This window comes from Rhodococcus wratislaviensis (assembly GCF_900455735.1).
Classification (GTDB): Bacteria; Actinomycetota; Actinomycetes; order Mycobacteriales; family Mycobacteriaceae; genus Rhodococcus_F; species Rhodococcus_F wratislaviensis.
Genome location: NZ_UAUI01000011.1, coordinates 712,130 through 734,969 on the forward strand (window position 1 = coordinate 712,130; position 22,840 = coordinate 734,969).

The window sequence follows — 22,840 nt, forward strand, 5'->3', positions numbered from 1 at the left end:
CAACGCCTTCCCGCGAGAAAGCGCCACCACATCATGACGAAAGTTACCTACCATCTGCCCGACGGGACGACCGAGCAGGTCGACGTCCAACTCGGCGAGACGCTCATGAATGCGTCGCTCCGAAACAATCTCCCCGGCATCGTTGCCGAATGCGCCGGCAGTTGCGCGTGCGCGACCTGCCACGTTCATCTCCCGAAGGAGTACACCCACTTCTTCGCCGAACCAACCGACGAGGAGACGGACCTGATCGCATATCTGGATGCGGCGGACGACGATTCCCGCTTGTCCTGCCAGCTCGTCGTCGGTGACTGCGATGCCGAGATCCACGTCCGAGTCGCAGACAGCAGGTGACATGGTGACGACGCAACTACACCGCAGCACGGCGATGAACGTCCGGCATGCCTGCTACCTCGTCGCCGGGATCGCGGCGCTACTCCTGACGTGGCCGTTCGCGTTCGACTGGATCGGCGACGGCGGCAACATCTTGAACCCGGTCGAGTTCTTCGGTGACGGCATCGAACCGGGCGGCACGGCGGCCTTCCTGAGCATCGACATGTTGATCGCGTGGGCGGTCTTCATCGTGTGGGTTCTCACCGACACCGTGCGGATCGGGATGGGCCGCAAATGGGGCGTGGTCTTCGTTCTGCTGTCCTACATCGGCGTGTCGATGGCCTTTCCGTTCTATCTCATTGTTCGTGAGCGGTTCCTGGCGAGCCGCGCTCCCGGACAACCGGTGCCGCCGTCGGACGGCCGCGAATCCAGCGCCGCGCAAAGCATGTAGCCGGCCGGCAGGTACACAACACGCGAAGTGCGCCAGGACCGAGGTCCTGGCGCACTTCGCGTTCCGAGGTGCCGTTCACACCACCCGACGAGCCTTCATCCCCTCGAAGACCGGTGCGACGCGAACCACGTCGCCGGTCGTCGGGGCGTGGACCATCTGCCCGTTCCCGACGTAGATCGCGACATGCCCGGGGCCGGCCGGGCCCCAGTTCCCAAACAGCAGATCTCCCGGCATCGCATCCGCGAGCGGAACCTCCACACCGACATTCCACTGCGTCTCGGAGGTGCGGGGAAGGGAAACCCGGACGTGGCCGCGTGGACGGCATAGGACGTCAGACCGGAGCAGTCGAACCCGCCTGCCGAAGGGCCATTCACGTTACCGCCGCCCCACACGTACGGGAGACCGAGATACCGGACGGCGGCTTCGACGATCTTGCCGCCGATGCCGTCCGCCCCGCCTCCGAAGATCCCGAGAAGCGAGGCATATCGCGACTCGGAAGCGCGGATCTTCGCAACGTAGGGCTTCGTCTGATTCTCGTAATCTGCTTCACCCGAGGGCATACCGCGATGCAGTCGAACGGCGCCGACGCCCGCGTTGTACCCCGCGATCGTGAGGTCGAGCGTGTCGCCGACCACCTCTCCCTGCGATTTCCACTGCTCGATCTGCTCGTACATGTCGCAGAGAAGGTGGCCCGAGGCCATCACCGAGTCTGCGACGTCGAGGATGTCGGCCTTCCCGTCGCCGTCGGCGTCCTTGCCGTACCTTGCCCAGGTGGCCGGCATGAACTGGCCCGGACCGCGAGCGCCGGACGGCGACACCGGAGCAGTGACACCATAGCGAAAGCCGTTCTCCGCGGAGTACAGCGCGGCAAGAACGGGCGCCTTCACGCCGTCGCAGATGGCGCCCGCCTTCTGGAACCACGGAACGAACACGGCGATCGAACCGATAGCCGACGACGTCGCTGCGGAGGGATCGAGCACCGACGGCACCCATTGCGACAGCACACCATCACTCTCTCCCTGCGCAAGTGCATCGTTCGCCGTCGGTGACGGCCACCATGACGGGGAATACGGCTCCGTAGCGACCGGCCCGGAGGACTGTGGACTCACGTTGCCCTCAGGTCGGGGATCTCTGGGAGGCAACGGATCCTGCGGGGGTGCCGGCACCGGCGCGGGAGGTAGATATGGTGCTACCGCGTCCGCAACGGCAACGGCCGCGGCGTCGACAGCTCGACGAGCCGGGTCCTGAACTTCTGGGGGCAGATTCGCAATGGCCTGGTCGATCTGCGCGTCGAACCCCGGTGCGGCCTCTACGATCGACTGAACCTGTTGCGTCGCAATGCCTTGCGCGGGCTCTGGCAGATCCGTTCCATGCACGATGCCCCCGATTGCCGCGGCTACCCCGACGATGATCGCCGAAGGATCAACAGACATTCGTTTCCTCCTGAAGTGTGAGCCAGGCCAAAAAACCCCTGAGATGTGACTCGAGTCTCTCGCGCTCGCCTTCGTCACCGCGTCGCACCAGAGGGTGGTTCGGGTACTTCATCGGAGCGACGGTCGGCCATCCCACGATGTGGCCCCGATTTCCCACCTCCCCCCACCGGGGGAGTGAAGGGGGAGATTGGAGCGAACTTGCCCTTCACCCCTGTTTTTCACCCTTGTGACCTACCTAACATCACCCGTACGGAAGTGATGCCCGCCTACGGGTGAACGCCGAAACAACCTGAATCTAGGAGCAATCGTGCAGATCAGCGCCGCCGTAATCAACGAAGTCTCGGGAGACTTCGCCATCGAGACCGTGTCTCTGAGCGAACCCACGGAACACGAAGTCCTCGTCGAGATCGCCGGCGTCGGTCTCTGCCACACCGACCTGGCCGTCAAAGAGGGGCATCTCCCGTTCCCCCTCCCGGGCGTCGTCGGCCACGAAGGCAGCGGCACGGTCGTGGGAGTCGGATCGGGGGTCACCAAGGTTGCTGAGGGCGACAGGGTCGCCCTCAGCTTCAACAGTTGTGGCCAGTGCGCCCACTGTGGCAAGGGCGAGCCTGCCTACTGCCACAATTTCATGGCATTCAACTTCGGGGGCGGGCGCCCGGACGGCAGTTCGGCACTCACCTCGGGAGACACCACGCTCGGCGGCAACTTCTTCGGCCAGTCCTCCCTCGCGACACATGCCATCGCTCACGAGCGCAATGTCGTGAAGGTCGCGGACGACGCCCCTCTCGAACTCGTCGGTCCGCTCGGCTGTGGAATCCAGACCGGCGCGGGCGCGGTGTTGAACTCGCTCGACGTCGCTCCGGGGTCGTCACTGGTCGTCGTCGGAGCCGGTTCGGTCGGCCTGGCGGCAGTGCTCGCTGCCGTGGTCCGCGAGGTCGGCACGATCATCGTCGTCGAGCCTCACGAGTCGCGGCGCGAGCTCGCGCTCTCCCTCGGCGCTACCCACGTGGTCGATCCGGCCAACGGTGCACTCTCCGAGCAGATCCGGGCAATCGTTCCCGACGGCGCCGACTATGCCATCGATACGACCGCCCTACTTCCCGTGCTGGACCAGATCTTGCAGGCACTGGGTGTCCGGGGCTCCCTCGGCCTCATCGGGGTCCCCGCCGACCCGACCGCCACACTCCCGATCGGCATGATGCCGACGCAGCTGTTCGGTCACACGATTCGCGGGATCGTCGAGGGAGATGCCGACCCCGACACGTTCATTCCTCACCTTCTCGATCTCCACCGTCAGGGCAAGTTCCCGTTCGACAAGTTGATCACGACGATGCCTTTCTCCCAGATCAACGAGGCTGTGGCCGTGCAACATCGAGGTGAGGCGGTGAAGGTCGTCCTCGTCCACGAGTGATGACCAACCCTGTTTGCCCGTCGGATGCTCCGGAAACAGTGAGAAAGGCTGTTCGATGTCTGTAGATCTGAAAGCACGCCCGCCGAAGGCGAGTGCTGTCCGGAAGGCCGTCCAGGTCGCGCCGACGGCGGTCGGCGCGTTCTACGCGACGTCGATGGAGACGTTCCGATGCATGTTCAAGCGCCCCTTCCACGCTCGCGAGTTCGTTCAGCAGGCGTGGTTCATCGCCGGTGTGTCGATCATGCCGGCGCTGCTGATGGCGATTCCCTTCTGCATGATGTTCGTCTATCAGATCAACATCCTGCTGGCCGAGATCGGTGCGGTCGACCTCAGTGGCGCCGGCGCCGGCGTCGCGATCATTCGGGAAATCGGCCCGGTTGTCACGGTTCTCGTCGTGGCAGGTGCCGGCTCGACCGCGATCTGCGCCGACCTGGGTTCACGGACGATTCGTGAAGAGATCGACGCGATGAAGGTGCTGGGGATCGATCCGATTCAACGCCTGGTTGTGCCGAGGGTGCTGGCGTCGACTTTGATCGGGATGTTCCTGAACGGCCTCGTTTCGGCGGTCGGCCTGGTGGGCGGATATATCGCGACCGTCTACATGCAGGGTGCGTCGCCGGGCCAGTACGTCACGGCGATCTCGATCCTGACCAAACTGCCCGACTTCCTCGTCAGCGAGGTGAAGGCGGTGGTGTTCGGCCTGCTAGCAGGCCTCGTCGCGTGCCATTTGGGACTCAACGCGAAGGGCGGACCCAAGGGCGTCGGAGACGCAGTGAATCAGACCGTCGTGTTCAGCTTTCTGCTGCTTTTCCTCGCCAACTCGGTTATCACGACTCTCGCGCTGCACTGACAGCGCTCCACCTCAAGCCGCGAAGACGGCTGTCAACGGGAGAATTCTGTGTCGAAAGCTACTCGGGCCACCGGCGCGAGACCCAGGGTTGCCACGGTCGCGCTCAGCGTGGTCGATGCACCGATCGGCCACATGGAGGAGATGGGGCGACAGCTCCACTTCTACAGCCATGCCGTCACCGCGATTCCACGCACTTTCCGGCGGTACCGGAAGGAAACGCTCCGGCTACTCGCCGAGGTCAGCATGGGCACCGGCGCCCTCGCGGTCATCGGAGGAACTCTCGTCGTCATCTCCCTGCTCACCACCGCCGTCGGATACGAAGTGGGCCAGCAGGGTGCTACCTCGATGGGGCGCATCGGGATCGGCGCGCTGTCCGGATTCATCTCGGCGTTCTTCAATACCCGGGAGGCCATTCCGGTCATCGCAGGTATTGCGCTGACGGCGACGGTCGGTGCGGGTTTCACCGCACAACTCGGCGCGATGCGCGTGAGCGAGGAGATCGATGCCATGGAGACCATGTCCATTCCGTCGCTCCCCTACCTGGTGACGACCCGGGTGATGGCCGGGATCATCGCGGTGATTCCGCTGTATGCGGTGGCGTTGTTCGTCGGATACGTCGCCACCCAGCTCGTCACCGAATACCTCGGCGAGGCGAGCGGAACGTACCAGCACTACTTCAACGTATTCCTCGTGCCCAGCGACGTCGCGTGGTCGATGGTGAAGGTCCTCGCGATGTCGGTGGTGGTGATGTGTGTGCACTGCTACCACGGTTACAACGCGAAGGGCGGGCCGGCGGGAGTCGGCGTCGCGGTCGGGCGGGCCGTGCGCACCTCCTTGATCGCGATCATGGTCATCGACCTGCTCATCGGAATCGCCGTCTACGGTGGCTCCGCCGGCGCCGTGAAAGTGGCGGGCTGACATGGGTGGCCATATCGAAGAGCGAAGCCGCCTGGTGTATGTGCTCCTGGGTGTGTGTCTGGTGACGCTGTTCGCGATCGCGACGGCGGTATCCGTCGGCGTCTATCGCGGATCGTTCGCCTCGACCGTCCCGGTGACGTTGTATTCGGCGCGGTCGGGTCTCATGCTCGAACCTGGATCCGATATCAAGATGAGAGACGTCGTCGTCGGCCGGGTCTCGAAGGTGCAGCTGGTGGACGACCAGGCCCAGATCACCATGGACATCGACGAGAGCCGGACGTCGGCGATACCGGAGAACATCACTGCCGTGATCGATCCGACCACGTTGTTCGGCCGCAAGTTCGTCACACTCGTGCAGCCGGAACATCCCTCGGCGACCACTGTGTCGGCGGGCTCGGTAGTCCGGGGCACCGGCGTGGCCACCGAGGTGAACGACCTCCTCGACTCGCTGGTGACGGTGCTGCGCACCGTGGAACCGCAGAAGGTCAACGCGACGTTGAGTGCGTTGTCCACGTCGCTGCAGGGCCGCGGCGACCAACTCGGTGACATGATGGTCGAGCTCGACACGTACCTGTCCGAGTTCAACGGCAGTCTTCCCACGTTGCAGCGCGATCTGGTCAAGGGTGCCGAGGTCTCCGACGTCCTCGCCGACGCCGCTCCGGACCTCCTTCGGACCGTCGACCATGTCAGCACCACCGGTGACACGGTGACCGAGAAGGAGGACCAGTTCAGCGCGTTCCTGCTCAGTTTCAGCAGCTTCGGCAACAGCGGACGAAGTTTCTTCGAGGCCTCCGGTGACCCGTTGGAGAAGTCGTTGGATGCGCTGGAACCGACTACGGCACTGCTCGCGCAGAATGCGCCGATCTATCCGTGTTTCCTCGCCAGCATGGACCAGACCAACAAGTATCTCGAACGCACCGTCGGTGGTAGTGATCAGGCCGGGCTGAACATCCTCGGCACCCTGTTGATGGGCGATCCGCCGTACACGTACCCGGAGAACGCGCCGAAGAACGGTGCGGACGGCGCACCGCGGTGTTACGACCTCGCGCAGGCACCCGGGCACACCGATTTCGACGACGGCAGCAAGGCATATCAGCCCGCGCGTGGTGTCGAAGACCTGATCGGCAATCCGTTCGCGCAGTTCATGTTCGGAGGTGGGCGCTGATGACCAAGGCACCCGGAATCAAGTTGCTGATCTTCGTCCTGGTCACCTCGTTGACCGGATTCGGTGTGGCGACGGTGGTGGGCAACATGCGCTTCGGCAGCACCAACACGTATCAGGCCGTCTTCGCCAACGCGTCCGGACTGGGCAACGGCGAGGACGTCAAGGTCGGCGGTGTGCCGATGGGCAAGGTGAAAGGGGTGGAGTTGGCAGCGGACGGCACCGCGGTGGTGTCGTTCTCCCTGTCCACCGAGCGCCCTCTGACGGAGGGGACCACGGCACGGATCAAGTACAAGAACCTGATCGGTGACCGTTACGTGGAGTTGTCGAACGGACCGGGTGCCATCGGTGCGCTCGACGGCCCGATTCCACTCCAGCAGACCACCCCGGCACTCGACCTCGACCAGGTGGTCAACGGGTTCCGGCCCCTCCTGCAGGGGCTCGACCCGGATCAGACCAATCAACTGTCCGCCTCCCTGATCGAGGTACTCAACGGCCAGGAGGCGAGCATCGGGCGTCTGGTGAGTCAGATCGGGTCCTTGAGCAACACGCTGGCGGACCGGGATCAGGCGATCGGTCAAGTGGTGAGCAACTTCAACACCGTCGTCGGGACCGTGAACGATCGCGGTGACCAGTTTTCGACGCTCATCGATCAGCTTCAGCGGCTGGTCGCGGGCCTCGACGGTGACCGTGATCTGATCACCAACTCCCTGGTGAACATCGACCACGTCACCGACAGTCTCTCGAGTGTGCTCGACCAGAACCGGCCGGCGATCGCGCAGGACGTCGTCGCATTGGGTGATCTCGCGGGCAACCTCAACGCCAACACCGACACCCTGAACATGGTGCTCTCCACATTGCCCGAGAACTACCGCCTCATCAGCCGCGTCGCGGGCTACGGCAGTTTCGTGAACTTCTTCGTCTGTGGTCTCGCGATCAAGTACGCGTCCGGGCCCGGTCCCGGCGGAGTCACACCGATGTTCAAGGCTCCCGCAGAAAGGTGCCAGTAATGGCTCAGAAATCCTTCCTCGAGCGGGATGCGTTCCGCATGGGCCTGATCGGAACAGCGGTCCTGATCGGGGTCCTGTTCCTTGCGCTCAATTTCAAGTCCATCCCCGGTATCAGCGGGGCCACCACCTACCATGCCGAGTTCGCTGATGCCAGCGGCCTCGCCGTCGGTGACACGACACAAATTGCCGGAGTGAAAGTCGGTGAGGTGAAGAAGCTTTCGATCAGCGACGGAAAGGTCGACGTCGAGTTCGACGTCGACAGTGGCGCGGTCGGGCTCGGTGACGACACCACGGCAGCGATCAAGGTTGAAACTGCTCTCGGTCGGCGGTACGTGGAGATCACTCCCGGGCGTCACGGCGAACTCGCCGACAACGCGACCATCCCCCTGGCACAGACCAGCTCGGGATACGACATCACGCGGGCGCTCGAGGAAGTCACCGACAAGGTGTCCGAGACCGACACCGTCAACCTGTCCGGCGCACTCGAGCAGGTCTCTTCGGTCGAAGACGAGCTTCCGCCGGACCTGCGGTCCTCTCTCGACGGCCTGTCCCGCCTGTCCGCGACGGTATCGAGCCGGGACGAGGAACTGCGTCGGTTGCTCGCGGGTGCGGCCGACGTGTCCAAGATCCTCGCGGATCGGGACGGCCAGGTTTCCGCGCTGTTCGGCCAAGGCCAGTCGCTCTTCGCCGCGCTGAACAACCGGGCGGACACCATCCATCGCGTCCTCGTGCAGTCCCGTCAGGTGGCCGACGCGCTCACCGGGCTGTCCCGCGACAACGCGGCAACACTCGGACCCACTCTCGATCAGATGAAGACTCTGGTGGCCACATTGAACAGCAATTACGACAACATCAACGCATCGCTCACCGGCCTCGAACGGTTCGCGAGGCAGGTCGGTGAGGCGGTGGGCAGCGGACCGTTCTTCGGGGTGCTGCTGCACAACATCGTCCCGGCCAATCTGTCCGGGCAGCTTCCGGGAAGTTTCGGGGGGCCGCGCTGATGGCATCGGTACGCGAAATGGCACGGGAACTGCCGGCAAGGCTGTTCGCCGTGATGATCGCCGTGGCCCTCGTCGGGTTGCTGACGGCCGCCTGGATCGAAAACCACTCCGTCAACCACGTCACGGCCTACTTCCGGAACACCACCGGCATGTACGTCGGAGACCGGGTGATGATTCTCGGCGTCGAGGTCGGCCGCATCACGACGATCGAACCGGACGGCGAACGCGTCCGGGTGGAGTTCGACTACGACAACGAGTACGACGTCCCCGCCGACGCGAAGGCTGCGGTCGTCGCCCCGACCCTGGTGACCGGCCGCTACATTCAGCTCGCACCGGCGTACTCGGGTGGACCGACCCTGTCGGACGGTGACGAGATCCCCCTCGACCGGACCGCCGTGCCGGTCGAGTTCGACGAGATCAAGAAGCAGGTGGTCAAGCTCAGCGAGGATGCGGGCCGCACCCCGGAGCACCCGGACGGTTCCCTCAATCGCTTCGTGAGCAGCACCGCCCACACGCTGGACGGAACGGGCAGCGCGCTGCACGATTCCCTCACCCACCTCTCGGACGCCGCCACCACACTGAACGCGAGCGGCGAGGATCTGTTCGGCACCGTCGAGAACCTGCAGAAGTTCACCACCGCCCTCGCCGCGAGCGACCAGCAGATCCGGGCGTTCAGCGGTGAACTGGCCAACGTGTCGGGACTGCTCAACGCGAACCGGACCGAACTCGACGCACTGCTCAGCAGCATGCTGACCACGTTCCAGGAAGTCACGAAGTTCGTCGAAGACAACCGTGGGGCACTGGTCGAGAATACCGGGCAGCTCGAAACCATCACCCGGTTGCTCGTCGACCGGCAGGACACCCTGATGTCGATCCTGCACGCCGGACCGACGGCGCTGTCGGACTTCTACAACATCTACGATCCCGACGCCAACTCACTCACGGGTGCCCTCGCCGTGCCCGAGATGCCGGACCCGCGCTCGCTCATCTGCGCGCTCTTGACCACGGTCGACGCACCTGCGAATGAATGCGCGACTGCTGCACGAGCTTTCGCCGCACCCCTGGCCAATGCGGCCGTGCAACAGGCAACGTCGGCACCGGTCGCCAATCCGACTCCGCCGGCGGGCGTTCCGGGATCCCCCGGCCCGAGTGATCCCGTTTCCTCCATCACCACGAGTCTCCAGAACCTCATTCTTCCGGAGGGACCACGATGACGAACTCAATTCGGAGGTCGGCGCTCACCGCGACCATGCTCGTCGGCGTCGTGGCCGCGGCGGCCGGGTGCCGATTCGACGGAATCAATTCGATCGGACTGCCCGGCAACGTGGTCGGAGGTGACGCACACGAGGTGACGGTCGAACTGGCGGACATCCAAAATCTGGTGGGAAACTCGCCGGTGAAGGCCAACAACGTCATCGTGGGGAACATCAGCCACATCACGGGTGACAACTGGGGCGCCAAACTGACACTCGAAATCGATCCCGAGGCCGAGATCCCGGCGAACGTCAGCGCCAAGCTCGCGCAAACCAGCGTGCTCGGCTCCCAGTACCTCGAGCTGACGGTGCCGCCCGGTGTCGACGCGGTCGGCGCACTCGCCGACGGCGACGTGATCCCCCTCGACCGCACCAGTCAGTACCCGTCCACCGAGGAGGTGCTCTCTGCGCTGGCCCTCGTACTCAACGGCAGTGGTTTGCAACAGATCCGCACCGTGACCTCCGAACTCAATCGTGTTCTGGGTGGCCGCGAGGAATCGTTGCGCAGCCTCTTCGGCAACCTCGAAGAGTTCGTCGGCGGAGTCGACCAGCAGCGCGACGACATCGTCCGCGCGATCGACGGGCTCGACCGCCTGGGCGCGGAACTCGCCAGCCAGAATCAGACGATCGACCGAGGCATCACCTCGATCCAGCCGGCGATGCAGATCCTGGACGAGCAGCAGAAGCAACTCACGACCATGCTGAACGACGTGGGACGGTTCGGCGAGGTCGCCACGAAGGTGCTCGAGAGCAGCCGCGAGGATCTCGACGCGAATCTGCGGTCGCTGCAGCCGGTGCTCTCGCAGCTCGCCGCGGCCGGCGATCACCTTCCGGAAGCACTCAAGATCGCGGCGACGGTCCCGTTCCCGGTGACCACCACTCAGCGCGCCATCAAGGGTGACTACATGAATCTCTTCCTCACGCTCGACGTCAGCGCCGAGACGGTAGGCGGCAAGGTTCTCGGCAGCATCCCTCTCGACGAGCTGGCGGGACTGAACCCGGCTCGCCAAGCGGTGAATCCGCTGCTGGCACCCAGCGGTGCAACGACATCCGGCGGACCCGCAACGTCCGCACCGAAGAACGGAGCACCGCGCTGATGAGATCGAAACTCGTTCGCTTCCAGCTCATCGTCTTCAGCGTGGTGGCAGTTCTCGCGGTCGGCAACGCTGCGGTCAACTATCTCGGGCTGAAGAGGGTCACCGGGATCGGCATGTACACGATCACGGCGGAGTTCGACCGCGCCGGAGGACTCTATGTGAACTCCCTGGTGACGTATCGCGGCGTCGACGTCGGCGTCGTGAAGTCGATCGACGTCCGCCCTGATCGGGCGTCCGCGGAACTGCAGCTCGATTCGGACTTCGCTGTTCCGGCGAACAGCCAGGCATTCGTCCGCAGCGTCTCGGCCATCGGCGAGCAGTATCTGGACATCGTTCCTGCGTCCTCGGAGGGCCCCTTCCTCGAGGACGGCGACGTGATCACCGAGCAGAACACCGAGATCCCGGTGCCCGCCTCCGAGGTCGTCGACAAGGTGAACGTGCTCCTGTCGGAGCTGCCCAAGGATGATCTCCGGGTCACGGTCGACGAGGCCTACACCGCCTTCAACGGGGCGGGACCGGCCCTGTCGCGGCTCATCGACTCCTCGCGCCCGCTGATCGAACTCGCGCAGGCCAAGATCGGTTCCACCAGAACACTGCTCGATGACGCCGAACCCGTCCTCGAGGCCGGTGCCGACTCCCGCGCCGACATCGCGAGCTTCTCCCGTGATCTGTCCTCGTTCTCCGAGCAGTTGGTGATGAGCGACGCGCAGGTTCACGGTGTCCTCGACAACGGTTCCCAGTTCTTCGACACGGTCAGCGGCACCCTCGACGACGTCCGCCCCACCGTTCCGCTGCTGCTGGCGAATCTCCAGACCGTGGGTGAGGTGGCACGGGTCAACATCCCCGGGATACAGCAGATCCTGGTGATCTATCCGGCGGTGTCCGCGTCGATCAACTACATGCACCGCGGAGTCCAAACTGACGACCGGGTGTACGGTCAGGGCGCCCTGGACGTCAAACTCGGCAACTCCGCGAACCCGCTCCCCTGCACCGAGGGTTACCAGGAAACCCAGCGCCGCGACCCCAGCGACGTCAGCTCGGCTCCGGCGCCGGAAAATTCCTACTGCAAGCTCCCGCAGGCAGATCCGCGGGTCGCACGTGGCGCACGGAATATCCCGTGCGCCACGAATCCCGCGGTGCGCACCGCCGAGATCGCGAACTGCCCCGGCGGCCTGCCGTCCACCTGGCCGGAAATTCTGGCACGGCCCGGACAACCGTATTCTCCCCCGTCGACCGACACCGGAGCACCGGACACGGGACCGATCGCGAACCGGCCGGCTCCCGAAGTTCCCGAACCCCTGACCGTCGCACCGGCTTCGTGGACGCCCCCGCAGGCGATTGTTCCCGACGGCACCACCAGCGTCCCGTATGACCCGATCACCGGGAACTTCCGGGCACCGAACGGCGATCTGTATTCGATCGCCAGCGTTTCTGCACCAAAGCTAGAGGAGGAATTGACATGGCAGGCCCTACTGCTCCGGTAGAGGTCGAACCGGACCTCGATCACACCGGAAAAGATGCCACGGCCGCGACAGCCGACTCCGAGGTGCGTCAAAGTACCCGAGGGTTCATCGCGACGATGGCGGCAATCGCACTCGTCGCCCTCGCCGCCCTTGTCGTCGGCGGCGTCTCGTGGACGAACCTGCGAGCGGAGCAAGCAGCACAGTCACGAGACGAGCAGATACTGGAGACGGCCCGCCAAGTGGTCGTCAATCTGGTCACGCTGAGGCATCAGAGTGTGGACGAGGACATTCAGCGCGTCGCCGACGGCACCACCGGGCCGTTCCGGGAGCAGTTCACCAGTGCGTCCGGCAGCTTCGGTGACGTGCTGAACCAGGGCCAGGTGGAGTCGACCGGCGAAGTCAAGGAAGCCGGCCTGGTCACGTCCGACGACGAGCATGCCGTCGTCCTCGCCGCCGTGACGTCCACAGTGAAGAACACCGAGGCGCCCAACGGCGAGATCCGCGTCTATCGCATGAAGGTCTCTCTCGATTCGGTGGACGGCAACTGGCTCGTCTCAGATGTGGAGTTCGTAGCATGAGAAACACACTCGCCCGGATACCCGAAGCAGTCGCATCCTGGTCCTTCGCGCGGCGGCGGGCCACCCGATACCTCGCCGTGCTCCTCGCCGGTGGGCTCGTCGCGGCGACCGTCGCCATCGCTCTCCAGGTACACGATCGCCGCCAGATCGACACCGCGGAGGGGCAGGCGCGCGACCGCGCCACCCAACTGGTCGCCGACGTACTCTCCTACGACTTCAACACCATCGACGCCCACTTCGCCGACATCCTTCCCAGTCTCGGCGGAGACCTGCGCGGCCAGTTCGACAGCGTCGGCAAGGAGGTCATCATCCCGTCGGCGAAACAACGCCAGGTCGTGACCTCGGCGACCGTCGTCGAATCCTCCGTCGTCTCCGCGTCGGAACACGCAGTGACGCTGCTGTTCTTCGTCAACCAGTCGACCACCAGCACCGACAGTGCCGCCCCGAAATTGGACGGAAGCCGCGTCCGCGTCGGCATGACCGAACAGGAGGGTACGTGGGTCATGACGGAAATGATCCCCGTCTGACCAGTTCCCCGAAACATGGGGATCAGTCGATGTTTTCGCAATAGTAGGAGGTAGTCGTGGGTGTCGAGGTATCGGTCGAAGGTCTGACCAAGTCGTTCGGCTCGCAGAAGATCTGGCAGGACGTCACGCTGACCCTTCCGGCCGGTGAGGTCAGTGCGTTGCTCGGGCCGTCCGGTACGGGTAAGTCGGTGTTCCTGAAATCTCTGATCGGTCTGCTCCGTCCGGAGCAGGGGTCGATCGTGATCGACGGCACCAACATTCTCGAGTGCTCGTCGAAGGAGTTGTACGAGATCCGGAAGTTGTTCGGGGTGCTGTTCCAGGACGGTGCGTTGTTCGGGTCGATGAACCTGTTCGACAACGTGGCATTCCCGTTGCGGGAGCACACGAAGAAGTCCGAATCCGACGTGCGCAAGATCGTGATGGAGAAGATGGAACTCGTCGGTCTGCTCGGGGCGGAGGACAAACTGCCCGGGGAGATCTCGGGTGGTATGCGCAAACGGGCCGGCCTCGCCCGCGCCCTGGTCCTCGACCCGCAGATCATCCTCGTCGACGAGCCCGACTCCGGTCTCGATCCTGTCCGCACCACCTACATCTCCCAGACACTGATCGACATCAATGCCGAGATCGACGCGACGATCCTGATCGTCTCGCACAACATCAATCTCGCCCGCACGGTTCCCGACAACATCGGTATGCTCTTCCGCCGGAAACTGGTGATGTTCGGCCCGCGAGAGGTTCTGCTCACCTCGGACGAACCGGTGGTCAAGCAGTTCCTGGGCGGCACCATGATCGGCCCGATCGGCATGTCCGAGGAGAAGGACGAGGCCACCATGGCGGCCGAACAGGCCATGGTCGACGCCGGCCACCACGCCGGCGGGGTCGACGACGTCGAGGGCATCGTCCCACAGATGAAGGCGACGCCCGGAATGCCGTTCCGGCAGGCGGTCGCCCGCCGCCAGGAACGCGTCCGCGAGATCATGCACACCCTGCCCGACAGCGCCCAGATCGCCATCCAGGAAAGCTTCGAGGAGGGCTTCGGGACGTACGACACCGAGGAATTCCCGCTGTACGAGGAACCCCTCGAATCCGTGTAATCCATCGTCAGCGAACGACTCGGCAAGAAGAGCAACACAACTCAGATCAACGAGAGGAACCCGTCATGACGACGAACAACAACGCATTCTTCATAGGAGGCGAGTGGCACGCGCCCACTTCCAGTGACGTGATCACGGTCGTGTCACCCAACGACGAGCAGGTCGTCGGTCACGCCCCCGACGGCGCCGAGGCCGATATGGACGCCGCTGTCGATGCGGCGCGCCAGGCCTTCGACGATCCCACCGGCTGGTCGCAGTGGGAGCCGTCGCGGCGAGCGGCGGCACTGAAGCGCCTCGCTGATGCGCTCGACAAGCGCGCACCCCAGATGGTCCAGGCTGTGAGCTCGCAGAACGGCATGCCCGTCGCCGTCGCGGAGAAGCTGGAAGCGGTCTTCCCTCAGATCCTGCTCCGCTATTACGCGGGCCTGATCGAGAACGACGGATTCGAGGAAACGCGTCCGGGCCTGCTGGGCGGGTCGACCCTCGTGACCAAGGCCCCGATCGGTGTGGTCGGCGCTATCGTTCCGTGGAACTTCCCGCAGGCGCTCGCCGCATTCAAGTATGCGCCGGCCCTCGCTGCCGGGTGCACGATCGTCATCAAGCCGTCCCCCGAAACAGTGCTCGACAGCTACGTCCTCGCCGAGGCGATCGAAGAGGCGGACCTTCCGGCCGGCGTGATCAACATCGTTCCCGGCGGCCGCGAACTGGGCGCGTACCTGGTCTCGCACCCCGGCATCGACAAGGTGGCGTTCACCGGGTCGTCTGCTGCCGGCCGCAACATCGCCGAGGCCTGCGGTCGCCTGCTCCGGCCGGTCACACTGGAACTGGGTGGCAAGTCGGCGGCCATCATCCTCGACGACGCGAACCTGGATCTCGCCACCGTCGGGGAGCAGTTGTTCGGCGCGACCATGTTGAACAACGGGCAGGTCTGCTACCTCGGCACCCGCGTGCTCGCACCGCAGTCGCGTTACCAGGAAGTGGTCGACACGTTCAGCGCTCTGGCCGGGTCGCTGACCGTGGGAAGTTCCCTCGACCCCGCCACGATGATCGGCCCCATGGCGAGCGCCCGGCAACGCGACCGCGTGGAGTCCTACATCGCGAAGGGCAAGGGCGACGGCGCCCGCATCACAGTCGGCGGCGGACGCCCCGAGGGCCTCGAAAAGGGATGGTTCGTCGAGCCGACCATCTTCGCTGACGTGGACAACAACTACACCATCGCCCAGGAGGAGATCTTCGGCCCGGTGCTCTCGATCATCTCGTACCGCGACGACGAGGAGGCGGTCCGCATCGCGAACGACAGCGACTTCGGGCTCGGTGGCACCGTCTTCACGGCCGATCACGACCACGGGGTCGCCGTCGCCCGGCGCGTCCAGACGGGAACGATCGGGATCAACGGCTACCTTCCCGATCCCACGGCACCCTTCGGTGGTGTCAAAGCCAGCGGCCTCGGCCGTGAATTGGGCCCGGAAGCACTCTCCGCCTACCTCGTGCAGAAGTCGATCTACCTGTGACACCCGGGTGCGGGTGCGGCACACGCGCCGTACCCGCACCCTCCACGGAGCACTCATCCCGACGGGGTATTTCCCTCATCCCGGAGGAGGAGAAGACGTCCGTTTCATACCTTTTTTCCCACCCCGGTCGACATTATGGTTAGACCAATCACTCCGGCCTGTCTCCTGTCGAGGAGAGGCACCTGAAAGCAAGGATCCGCGCATGGATGTCATGGAACACGCGGGAGCCATTCTCCCCGAGGACCGCTACAGTGCGAGCACCCTCGAGGCGTTCCGATCGAACGGCTATTGGCGCGACGAGAGCCTGGCCGAGCACGTGGATCGCTGGGCGATAATCGACCCGGACTTCGTGGCCGTCACCGACGGCTACGGATCACTCACCCGAGGCGAGCTGCGGGCGCAGGCCTACCGCCTCGCGGCATCGCTGAAGAAGCTCGGCGTCGACAGCGGCGACCGCGTCCAGGTCCAGTTGCCGAACTGGAACGAATTCGTCGTCATCTACGTGGCGCTCGCCAGGATCGGCGCGGTACTCGTTCCGACGATGCCGGTGTACCGGCACGACGAGGTCCGGTACGTACTCGAACACTCCGGCGCCAAGATCTCTTTCGTCACAGAAGAATTCCGGAAATTCCGGTACACCGACATGCTGGCCGAGGTCCGGCCCGAGGTTCCCGGACTCGAGCATGTCGTCGTCGTACGCGGAGCTGCGAGGGCAGATGAGATCGCGTTCGATTCACTCACCGCCGGCGACCACGTCCCCGGTGACGACGAACTCGGGCCGCCGCCGTCCGCCGATGCGGCCCACGCCATCATCTACACCTCGGGAACCGAGTCGCGGCCGAAGGGCTGCCAGCACACTTTCAACACGCTCTCGTTCACCGTCCACGGATTGGGTGGAGACGTGATGGGCCTGAACCCCGCTGACGTGATGTTCATGCCCTCCCCCGTCACGCATGCGACCGGACTTGCCGTGGGTGTTGCGGCACCCCTGATCCTCGGAAGCGGCATTCATCTTCTCGACGTGTGGGAACCGGGCGAGGGCCTACGCCGCATCGCGCAGTTCAAGACGACGATCAGCATGGCGGCGACACCGTTCCTTCAAATGGCGCTCGGGGCCATCGAGTCGGGCGCCGACCACGATGTCAGCTCGATGCGGATGTGGGTCAGTGCAGGCGCACCGATCCCAGAAGCACTCCTGAGGGCGTGGAAGAAGGCACTCCCCGCATGTCTCCTCCTCCCCGTGTACGGCAGCAGTGAGGGACTTCTGGTGACCGCTGTACGCGCGGACGACCCCATCGAGAAGGTGCTTTCCTCCGACGGACGGGCCTTCGACGGGGTCTATCTCGAGATCCGCGACGAGGAGGGTGCCGTCGTACCCGCCGGCGAGGAAGGCCAGATGTTCTATGGGGGTCCGGGGATCTTCCTCGGCTACTGGCGCGACTCCGAACGGACGGCGGCATCGGTCGACAGTCGAGGCTTCCTCGCCTCGGGTGATCTGGGGCGCGTCGACGCAGAGGGCTATCTGCGGGTCACCGGACGGATCAAGGACCTGATCATCCGCGGCGGTATGAATATCTCCGCGCGTGAGGTGGAAGAACACCTGCTGGCACATCCGCGCATCACGGGCGCGGCCGCGGTGTCCATGCCGGATCCCCGCCTCGGAGAAAAGGTGTGCGCCTTCATCGAGGTGAACGGTCCGGCGCCGACCTTGGACGAGCTGGCCGATTTCCTCCGAAACGAGCGGAAGGCCATGATGCAGAAGATTCCAGAGAAGGTGGTCGTCGTCGATCAGCTTCCCACCACCGCCACCGGAAAGATTCAGAAGTTCTTGCTTCGCAAGCAGGCGGCCGAACTGACCGGCAACGCGTAACACTTTCCGGCACTGCCGGATACCACGAGCAGGGGCTGTCGCAACGAGGTTGCGCCAGCCCCGTTTCGTTACCCCGATTCCCGACGAAGCAATCTCACCCCAAGGGCGTAGGAAGATCTCTCGTCGAGGTGACGTGTCACCGGGCGGCGCAGGAGAGACTTGGATCACACGAGAGACCTCGAAAGGAATCGAAATGAGCAAGATCACCTACGTGCTGCCCGACGGAAGTGAGTCGACGATCGACGTCCCGACCGGCCACAGCATCATGGACGGCTCGGTCCGCAACAACCTTCCGGGGATCATCGCCGAATGCGGGGGAAGTTGCTCGTGCGCAACGTGTCACGTCATTCTCGATGAAGACTCCACGGGCCTGTTCGACGAGGCCACCGACGAGGAGCGCGATCTGCTCGAATACCTCGAAGGGGTGCAGTCACATTCACGCCTGTCGTGCCAGTTGATCGTCAACGGGCAGTGTGACGGTGTCCGAGTCGTCGTACCGGACACCAACGGCTGACTCAGGTGGTGCGGCGGGACGAGGCGTCGGAGTCGGTCATCTCGAGGTACCGGTAGATCGCCTCCGACCGGTTCATCGCCCCCAGCTTCCGCAGGATCTTCTTGACATGCGATTTCACGGTGAACACGCTGATCACGAGTTCATCCGCAATTTCCGTGTTGGATTTTCCCGCCGCCAAGAGCTGGAAGACTTCGCGCTCGCGCCTGGTGAGTTCCTCGAGGCCCGGTGCGCGGCAATCGGAAGGCAGTGGCACCGGCGACCACGCCGCCGCACCGGCGCCACTCGGCTTTCCGAAAGCGACTTCGGCGTTCGACAGTCCCTCCGCCTCACGACTTTCCTCTTGCAGGCGTTCGAGGATCAACCGTTTCTGCTCGCTGAGCCGTTCGGAGACGAGGGCCCGTTCGAAGAGCGTCCCGAAGCTACCCGCGAAAGCATCGAGAAGGTCTCGCTCGGCGACGCTCGGCTTTCGCTCGTCGGCGCGACACGCGTGAATCAGGCCGATTACCCCCGTGGAGACCGCAATCGGGGCCAGGACGTACCCGCCGGCACCAAATAACGGGACACCTGGGACGGCCGTGGAGTTCCCCGTCGAAAGCTGCGGATTCGGCAGTACGAGGACTGCAGCGCGTTTCTGGACTGCCTCTTCCTCCGGCGACCCCGGCGCTATCGCTGTCGACGCCAGTGCAGTCACGTCCGGCGCAGAGCCCTTCTCGAACTGCGTCTCCACGATGGTCCACGCGTTATCGTGAACCTCGGACAGCAGCACCCGGCCGAGGCCGGTCATCGCGGCGGCCTCGGAGCACACACTCCTGGACAACCCGGCCACCGTTTCGGCACCGCGAAGACGTCGAACGGCGCCTGCGAAGTCGGCGGCACCGACAACACCAGACGAGGACGGCGTTGCGTGCAGACGGAGGCGGACCTCTCGGATCTCGACGAGGAGCCGCCCGAAGGACACCTTCTTGTCCGCTGGGATCGACGACAGTCCACGGAGTCCTGCTTCGGTCGCCTCGTCCAGCATGGCGAGCACGAGGCCCGGTGACGCCTTCCGCGTCTCAGTCGGGGACTCTGGCCCGAAACCGAATTCCTTACGCAAGCGGCCGAGAAGCGATGTGGCCGTCTTCAGACCTTCGGCCTCGGCTCGCGACCGTGCCGAGTTCTGTGCCGGTGATTGGCCATTGTTCACGATGGCGTGCCCGTCATCGTCGGTTCTGGTGGGAATAGAGCACCGCCGCCGCGGCCCGCGTAGGCACCCGCAGCTTCTTGAGGATGTGCTTGACGTGTGACTTCACGGTTCCCTCGGAAATCACGAGTGTCTGCGCAATCTGATTGTTGGTGGCTCCGGTCGCGATATGGGAGAGGATCTCGCGCTCGCGGAACGTCAAGACCGCGTTCACCTCCACCGCGCTGGTCTCGTCGACGATGCGTCGAGGGACGGAGGACCGCACGTCCGGCGGGGGACGCAGGCCCAGTTCCGTCTTCTGCATGCGTTCGAGCATCGAATCGGTGGCGTCGAAGGAGGCTGCGAGTCGCGTCCGCTGCGCGCAGATTCGTTCCCGCAGTACCGCTTGCTCGTACACGAGAGCGAAGAACGTTGCGAACGCGTCCAATCGGTCGCGGTCGTCCGGGTCGAGCGAGTCCCGCACGCCAGGACGATCAGCATGTACGAGGCCTATCACTCTGCCCTTGGAAACTATGGGCGCGGCAACATAGCTGGAGCAGCGTGACACAGCCACGATCTCTTTGAACGTCCGGTCGTCGTCTGCCGGCGCTGGAACGAGGGCGGGCACTCGCCTGCGGACGAGTTCCGTCTCCAGCCGCGCCTCCGACAACGAAAATTCCGCGGAATCAACGAAGTACGAGAAATCCATCGGTGACCCGTCGAATTCGGGCTGCACGTGGAGTCTCTGCGGTCGCCACAGTGATCCACTGATCGCCGAGATCATGGCGCGCGCGAACGGGAGCGCAGAACAGATCGCCAATGGTGCCGCCTGAACGATGTCATCGGATGCGAGATCCCGTAGCCCGGCCGCGGCGTCGTGGACGGCACGCAACTCGGCGGCACGGCTGATGGCCGCGCTCTCGGCGCACCGCTCCTGGTGTTCTTCGATCCGGACCAGGAGGAAGCACGCCTCCTCGATGTCAGCCTCGGGCAGGCGTCCTTCGGTCAGCGCGTCCCCGAGTTGGTGTCGGGCAGCGGCGAGTGCGACATAGGCATCATTGAAGCTGCAAGCACGGAAACCCGGCCCGAGGATCTTCGCTGCCAGTTCTACATACTCGTGCGCGTGCTGAACGAGGCCCTCGTCCCGCACTGCGACCGACTGCGCTGTCCGACTCATCACGCTCCGTAGTCCAGTTGCCTCACGACGCGGATTGCGTCGCAAGGCAGACGTTCCTCATCCGACAACCCAGTATATGTGACTGCCATCACTAAACACGATTCGCGCACTGAGGGCAAGACGCGCCGCACATAGCATGGAGTGACCAATAGCGTTGGGAGGGTGCGCGTTCCAGAGCTGGCACCAGACACCGTGCGCCTGCCCGGCCAAGCAGCGCTCTTTGCTGCAACAATGTTACCATTAAAAAGGTACGACCGAAAGGAATTCTGTGGACGCCGTGGTTTTACGAGAGTTCGGGGAGCCGGACGTCTTGAGGTTGGAATCGATTCCCGATCCGGTTGCGAGCCCGGGCTGGGTCACTGTCCGACTGAAGGCCGCCGCGCTCAATTGGCACGACGTTCTCGTTCGCCGGGGCAAGTACTCGTCCCCACTGCCCCATGTCCTCGGCGCCGACGGCGCGGGTATCCGCACGGACACGGGCGAGGAGGTCCTCGTCCTCCCGTCGCTGTGGTGGGGCGACCGCGAGGCGGCCCCCGGTGCGCAGTGGGAGATCCTCGGCGACCACCAGCGCGGCACTTACGCCGAGCTGGTCCGCGTCCCGGAAAACTGCGTCGCCCCGAAGCCTCGTGGCCTCAATTGGGAACAGTCGGCTGCCCTGCCCCTGGTCGGACTCACGACCTACCGCGCCCTCTTCACCCGCGGACGCCTCCGCGCCGGTGAGAATCTCCTCGTCCTGGGCGCCGGCGGTGGCGTCGCGACGATGGCAGTAATGCTCGCTTCCGCGATCGGCGCCAACGTCACCGTCACGTCCTCTTCTGCCTCCAAGATCACGCAGGCCCAGGAGCTCGGCGCCGCCAACGGCGTCCTTTACACCGACCCCGAGTGGCCGGACGCCGCGCGAGCGCTGTCCCCGGAGGGGCAGGGGTTCGATCTCGTCCTCGACTCCGTCGGGACGTGGGAGCAGTCCATCGCAGCGCTGCGACCGGGTGGCCGGCTGGTCGTGCTGGGGGCGTCGCGCAGCGATCTCGCCAGCCTCGACGTCCGGCCGTTCTACTTCGGCCAGTACGAACTGATCGGAACCACGATGGGCAGCCCACAGGATTTCGCCGGACTTCTGACGCTGCTCGACGCGAAGGACGTCCCTCCGGTCCCCATCAGTGCCGTGCTCCCGCTCGCGGAGGCGGCGGCCGCGCACAAGCATCTCGAGCAGGGAAGCGGATTCGGCAAGGTCGTTCTGTCCCACGGCTGAGAGCGGTGTCTATCATCGACCGCAACGTGGTTCGGTGACGAGGAGAGGACGCCCAGTGGCGAGTGAACCGCCGGCTCCCGCCGACGACGATCGCGGTGATGTGGTCGACTGGATGCGCACCGAATGGGCGGAGTCGCGGGATTCGGCCGAACTGGAGTTCGCCACAACCATGGCGTTGCTGCGCACCCATCAATGGGTCGTCCGCGCCATGGACCGGGAGCTTCGCTCACTTCGCTTGTCGCGCAACGCATACCTCATTCTCACTTCGCTACAACTGTCCGACGAACAAACTCGGACGCTCGGCAAGTTGAGCAAATACCTCATGGTCCACCCCACCACGGTCTCGATGGCGGTCGATCAACTCGTGAAGGCCGGCCTCGTCGAACGCCGCGCGCACACCACGGACCGCCGAACCGTTCTCGCCACGCTGACCCCGGCAGGCATGACCGTGGTCGAGGAAGCGAATGATCTTCTCGCCGGGGTTCGTTTCGGCCTGGCGTCGGTCGACACCGAGACGCTCGAATCCCTGGTCGAGCAACTGCAACTCGTCCGTCGCGCCGTCGGCGACGTCGAAACCGGGAACTGAGCCCAGCCCCTCTTTCGGCTGGGCTTCGGACCACGCTTTCCGTGGCGGAGTGCAACTACTTGGTGCACACCTCTTGCCCCAGATGCTTTGGCGACCTACTATTCAAACCTAGAATACTTCTTACGGGCACGGAACGGACCGTCCGGCTACTCACTGCGCGCCGCGCTTCGTCTTCCCCGTCCCGAGCCAAGCA

General features: G+C 64.6%; 21 protein-coding genes and 1 pseudogene. 19 read left to right on the forward strand and 3 right to left on the reverse strand.

The genetic code is table 11. The features are described 5' to 3' along the window. The first annotated feature begins 33 nt into the window (after nucleotides 1-33). Together DTA22_RS16970 and DTA22_RS16975 are read left to right on the forward strand one after the other, a co-directional pair. On the forward strand, nucleotides 34-351 hold the full coding sequence (locus DTA22_RS16970) for a 2Fe-2S iron-sulfur cluster-binding protein (protein WP_037231397.1): 318 nt from the start codon (nucleotides 34-36) through the stop codon (nucleotides 349-351). Between the two features lies 1 nt (nucleotide 352). After that, nucleotides 353-781 carry a DUF2834 domain-containing protein gene (locus DTA22_RS16975; RefSeq protein ID WP_043779306.1) on the forward strand — a complete coding sequence of 143 codons (429 nt, stop codon included), beginning with the start codon at nucleotides 353-355 and terminating at the stop codon, nucleotides 779-781. 75 nt (nucleotides 782-856) lie between these two features. Here DTA22_RS16975 and DTA22_RS16980 read toward each other — a convergent pair. Then, nucleotides 857-2,214, reverse strand: a pseudogene (locus DTA22_RS16980) (C40 family peptidase). Between the two features lie 307 nt (nucleotides 2,215-2,521). On the opposite strand from DTA22_RS16980, the gene DTA22_RS16985 reads away from it, so the two are divergent. The 15 genes from DTA22_RS16985 to DTA22_RS17055 all read left to right on the forward strand — a co-directional run bounded on the left by DTA22_RS16985 (nucleotide 2,522) and on the right by DTA22_RS17055 (nucleotide 18,473). Beyond that, nucleotides 2,522-3,625 carry an NAD(P)-dependent alcohol dehydrogenase gene (locus tag DTA22_RS16985; RefSeq protein WP_112300193.1) on the forward strand — a complete coding sequence of 368 codons (1,104 nt, stop codon included), beginning with the start codon at nucleotides 2,522-2,524 and terminating at the stop codon, nucleotides 3,623-3,625. Nucleotides 3,626-3,680: 55 nt separating this feature from the next. Continuing rightward, nucleotides 3,681-4,475 (forward strand): MlaE family ABC transporter permease, encoded by a 795-nt coding sequence (locus tag DTA22_RS16990; protein WP_112300194.1) that lies wholly within the window; start codon nucleotides 3,681-3,683, stop codon nucleotides 4,473-4,475. A gap of 141 nt (nucleotides 4,476-4,616) precedes the next feature. Further along, a complete protein-coding gene (locus DTA22_RS16995) occupies nucleotides 4,617-5,393 on the forward strand; it encodes an MlaE family ABC transporter permease (RefSeq protein ID WP_037231384.1) in 777 nt (258 codons plus the stop codon). A gap of 1 nt (nucleotide 5,394) precedes the next feature. After that, on the forward strand, nucleotides 5,395-6,558 hold the full coding sequence (locus DTA22_RS17000; RefSeq protein ID WP_112300196.1) for an MCE family protein: 1,164 nt from the start codon (nucleotides 5,395-5,397) through the stop codon (nucleotides 6,556-6,558). Further along, on the forward strand, nucleotides 6,558-7,565 hold the full coding sequence (locus DTA22_RS17005; protein WP_112300197.1) for an MCE family protein: 1,008 nt from the start codon (nucleotides 6,558-6,560) through the stop codon (nucleotides 7,563-7,565). The genes DTA22_RS17000 and DTA22_RS17005 overlap by 1 nt, the downstream gene beginning before the upstream one ends. Beyond that, on the forward strand, nucleotides 7,565-8,566 hold the full coding sequence (locus DTA22_RS17010; RefSeq protein ID WP_037231341.1) for an MCE family protein: 1,002 nt from the start codon (nucleotides 7,565-7,567) through the stop codon (nucleotides 8,564-8,566). Before DTA22_RS17005 ends, DTA22_RS17010 begins: the two co-directional genes overlap by 1 nt. After that, a complete protein-coding gene (locus DTA22_RS17015) occupies nucleotides 8,566-9,780 on the forward strand; it encodes an MCE family protein (protein ID WP_112300198.1) in 1,215 nt (404 codons plus the stop codon). The genes DTA22_RS17010 and DTA22_RS17015 overlap by 1 nt, the downstream gene beginning before the upstream one ends. After that, nucleotides 9,777-10,916, forward strand: a complete 1,140-nt coding sequence (locus DTA22_RS17020) for an MCE family protein (protein WP_112300199.1) — start codon at nucleotides 9,777-9,779, stop codon at nucleotides 10,914-10,916. The genes DTA22_RS17015 and DTA22_RS17020 overlap by 4 nt, the downstream gene beginning before the upstream one ends. Further along, nucleotides 10,916-12,400, forward strand: coding sequence for an MCE family protein (locus DTA22_RS17025; RefSeq protein ID WP_112300200.1), 1,485 nt, complete (start codon nucleotides 10,916-10,918; stop codon nucleotides 12,398-12,400). Before DTA22_RS17020 ends, DTA22_RS17025 begins: the two co-directional genes overlap by 1 nt. Beyond that, entirely contained in the window at nucleotides 12,376-12,957 is a 582-nt protein-coding gene (locus DTA22_RS17030) for a hypothetical protein (RefSeq protein WP_112300201.1), read from the forward strand. Before DTA22_RS17025 ends, DTA22_RS17030 begins: the two co-directional genes overlap by 25 nt. After that, a complete protein-coding gene (locus DTA22_RS17035) occupies nucleotides 12,954-13,484 on the forward strand; it encodes a hypothetical protein (RefSeq protein WP_009475482.1) in 531 nt (176 codons plus the stop codon). Before DTA22_RS17030 ends, DTA22_RS17035 begins: the two co-directional genes overlap by 4 nt. 56 nt (nucleotides 13,485-13,540) lie before the next feature. After that, nucleotides 13,541-14,578, forward strand: a complete 1,038-nt coding sequence (locus DTA22_RS17040; RefSeq protein ID WP_112300202.1) for an ABC transporter ATP-binding protein — start codon at nucleotides 13,541-13,543, stop codon at nucleotides 14,576-14,578. A gap of 65 nt (nucleotides 14,579-14,643) precedes the next feature. Next, a complete protein-coding gene (locus DTA22_RS17045; protein ID WP_009475484.1) occupies nucleotides 14,644-16,089 on the forward strand; it encodes an aldehyde dehydrogenase in 1,446 nt (481 codons plus the stop codon). A gap of 202 nt (nucleotides 16,090-16,291) precedes the next feature. After that, nucleotides 16,292-17,959 (forward strand): AMP-binding protein, encoded by a 1,668-nt coding sequence (locus tag DTA22_RS17050; RefSeq protein ID WP_112300203.1) that lies wholly within the window; start codon nucleotides 16,292-16,294, stop codon nucleotides 17,957-17,959. Between the two features lie 193 nt (nucleotides 17,960-18,152). After that, nucleotides 18,153-18,473, forward strand: a complete 321-nt coding sequence (locus DTA22_RS17055) for a 2Fe-2S iron-sulfur cluster-binding protein (protein WP_009475486.1) — start codon at nucleotides 18,153-18,155, stop codon at nucleotides 18,471-18,473. Between the two features lies 1 nt (nucleotide 18,474). On the opposite strand, the gene DTA22_RS37035 is transcribed toward DTA22_RS17055, so the two are convergent. Both DTA22_RS37035 and DTA22_RS17065 read right to left on the reverse strand, forming a co-directional pair. Then, nucleotides 18,475-19,494, reverse strand: coding sequence for a helix-turn-helix transcriptional regulator (locus DTA22_RS37035; RefSeq protein WP_281272528.1), 1,020 nt, complete (start codon nucleotides 19,492-19,494; stop codon nucleotides 18,475-18,477). A gap of 178 nt (nucleotides 19,495-19,672) precedes the next feature. Next, nucleotides 19,673-20,812 (reverse strand): LuxR C-terminal-related transcriptional regulator, encoded by a 1,140-nt coding sequence (locus tag DTA22_RS17065; RefSeq protein WP_037231319.1) that lies wholly within the window; start codon nucleotides 20,810-20,812, stop codon nucleotides 19,673-19,675. A 268-nt stretch (nucleotides 20,813-21,080) separates the two neighbouring features. Here DTA22_RS17065 and DTA22_RS17070 point away from each other — a divergent pair, with 268 nt between their 5' ends. Continuing rightward, entirely contained in the window at nucleotides 21,081-22,061 is a 981-nt protein-coding gene (locus DTA22_RS17070; protein ID WP_112300205.1) for a quinone oxidoreductase family protein, read from the forward strand. Between the two features lie 55 nt (nucleotides 22,062-22,116). Then, a complete protein-coding gene (locus DTA22_RS17075) occupies nucleotides 22,117-22,647 on the forward strand; it encodes a MarR family winged helix-turn-helix transcriptional regulator (protein ID WP_112300206.1) in 531 nt (176 codons plus the stop codon). Nucleotides 22,648-22,840 lie beyond the last annotated feature (193 nt).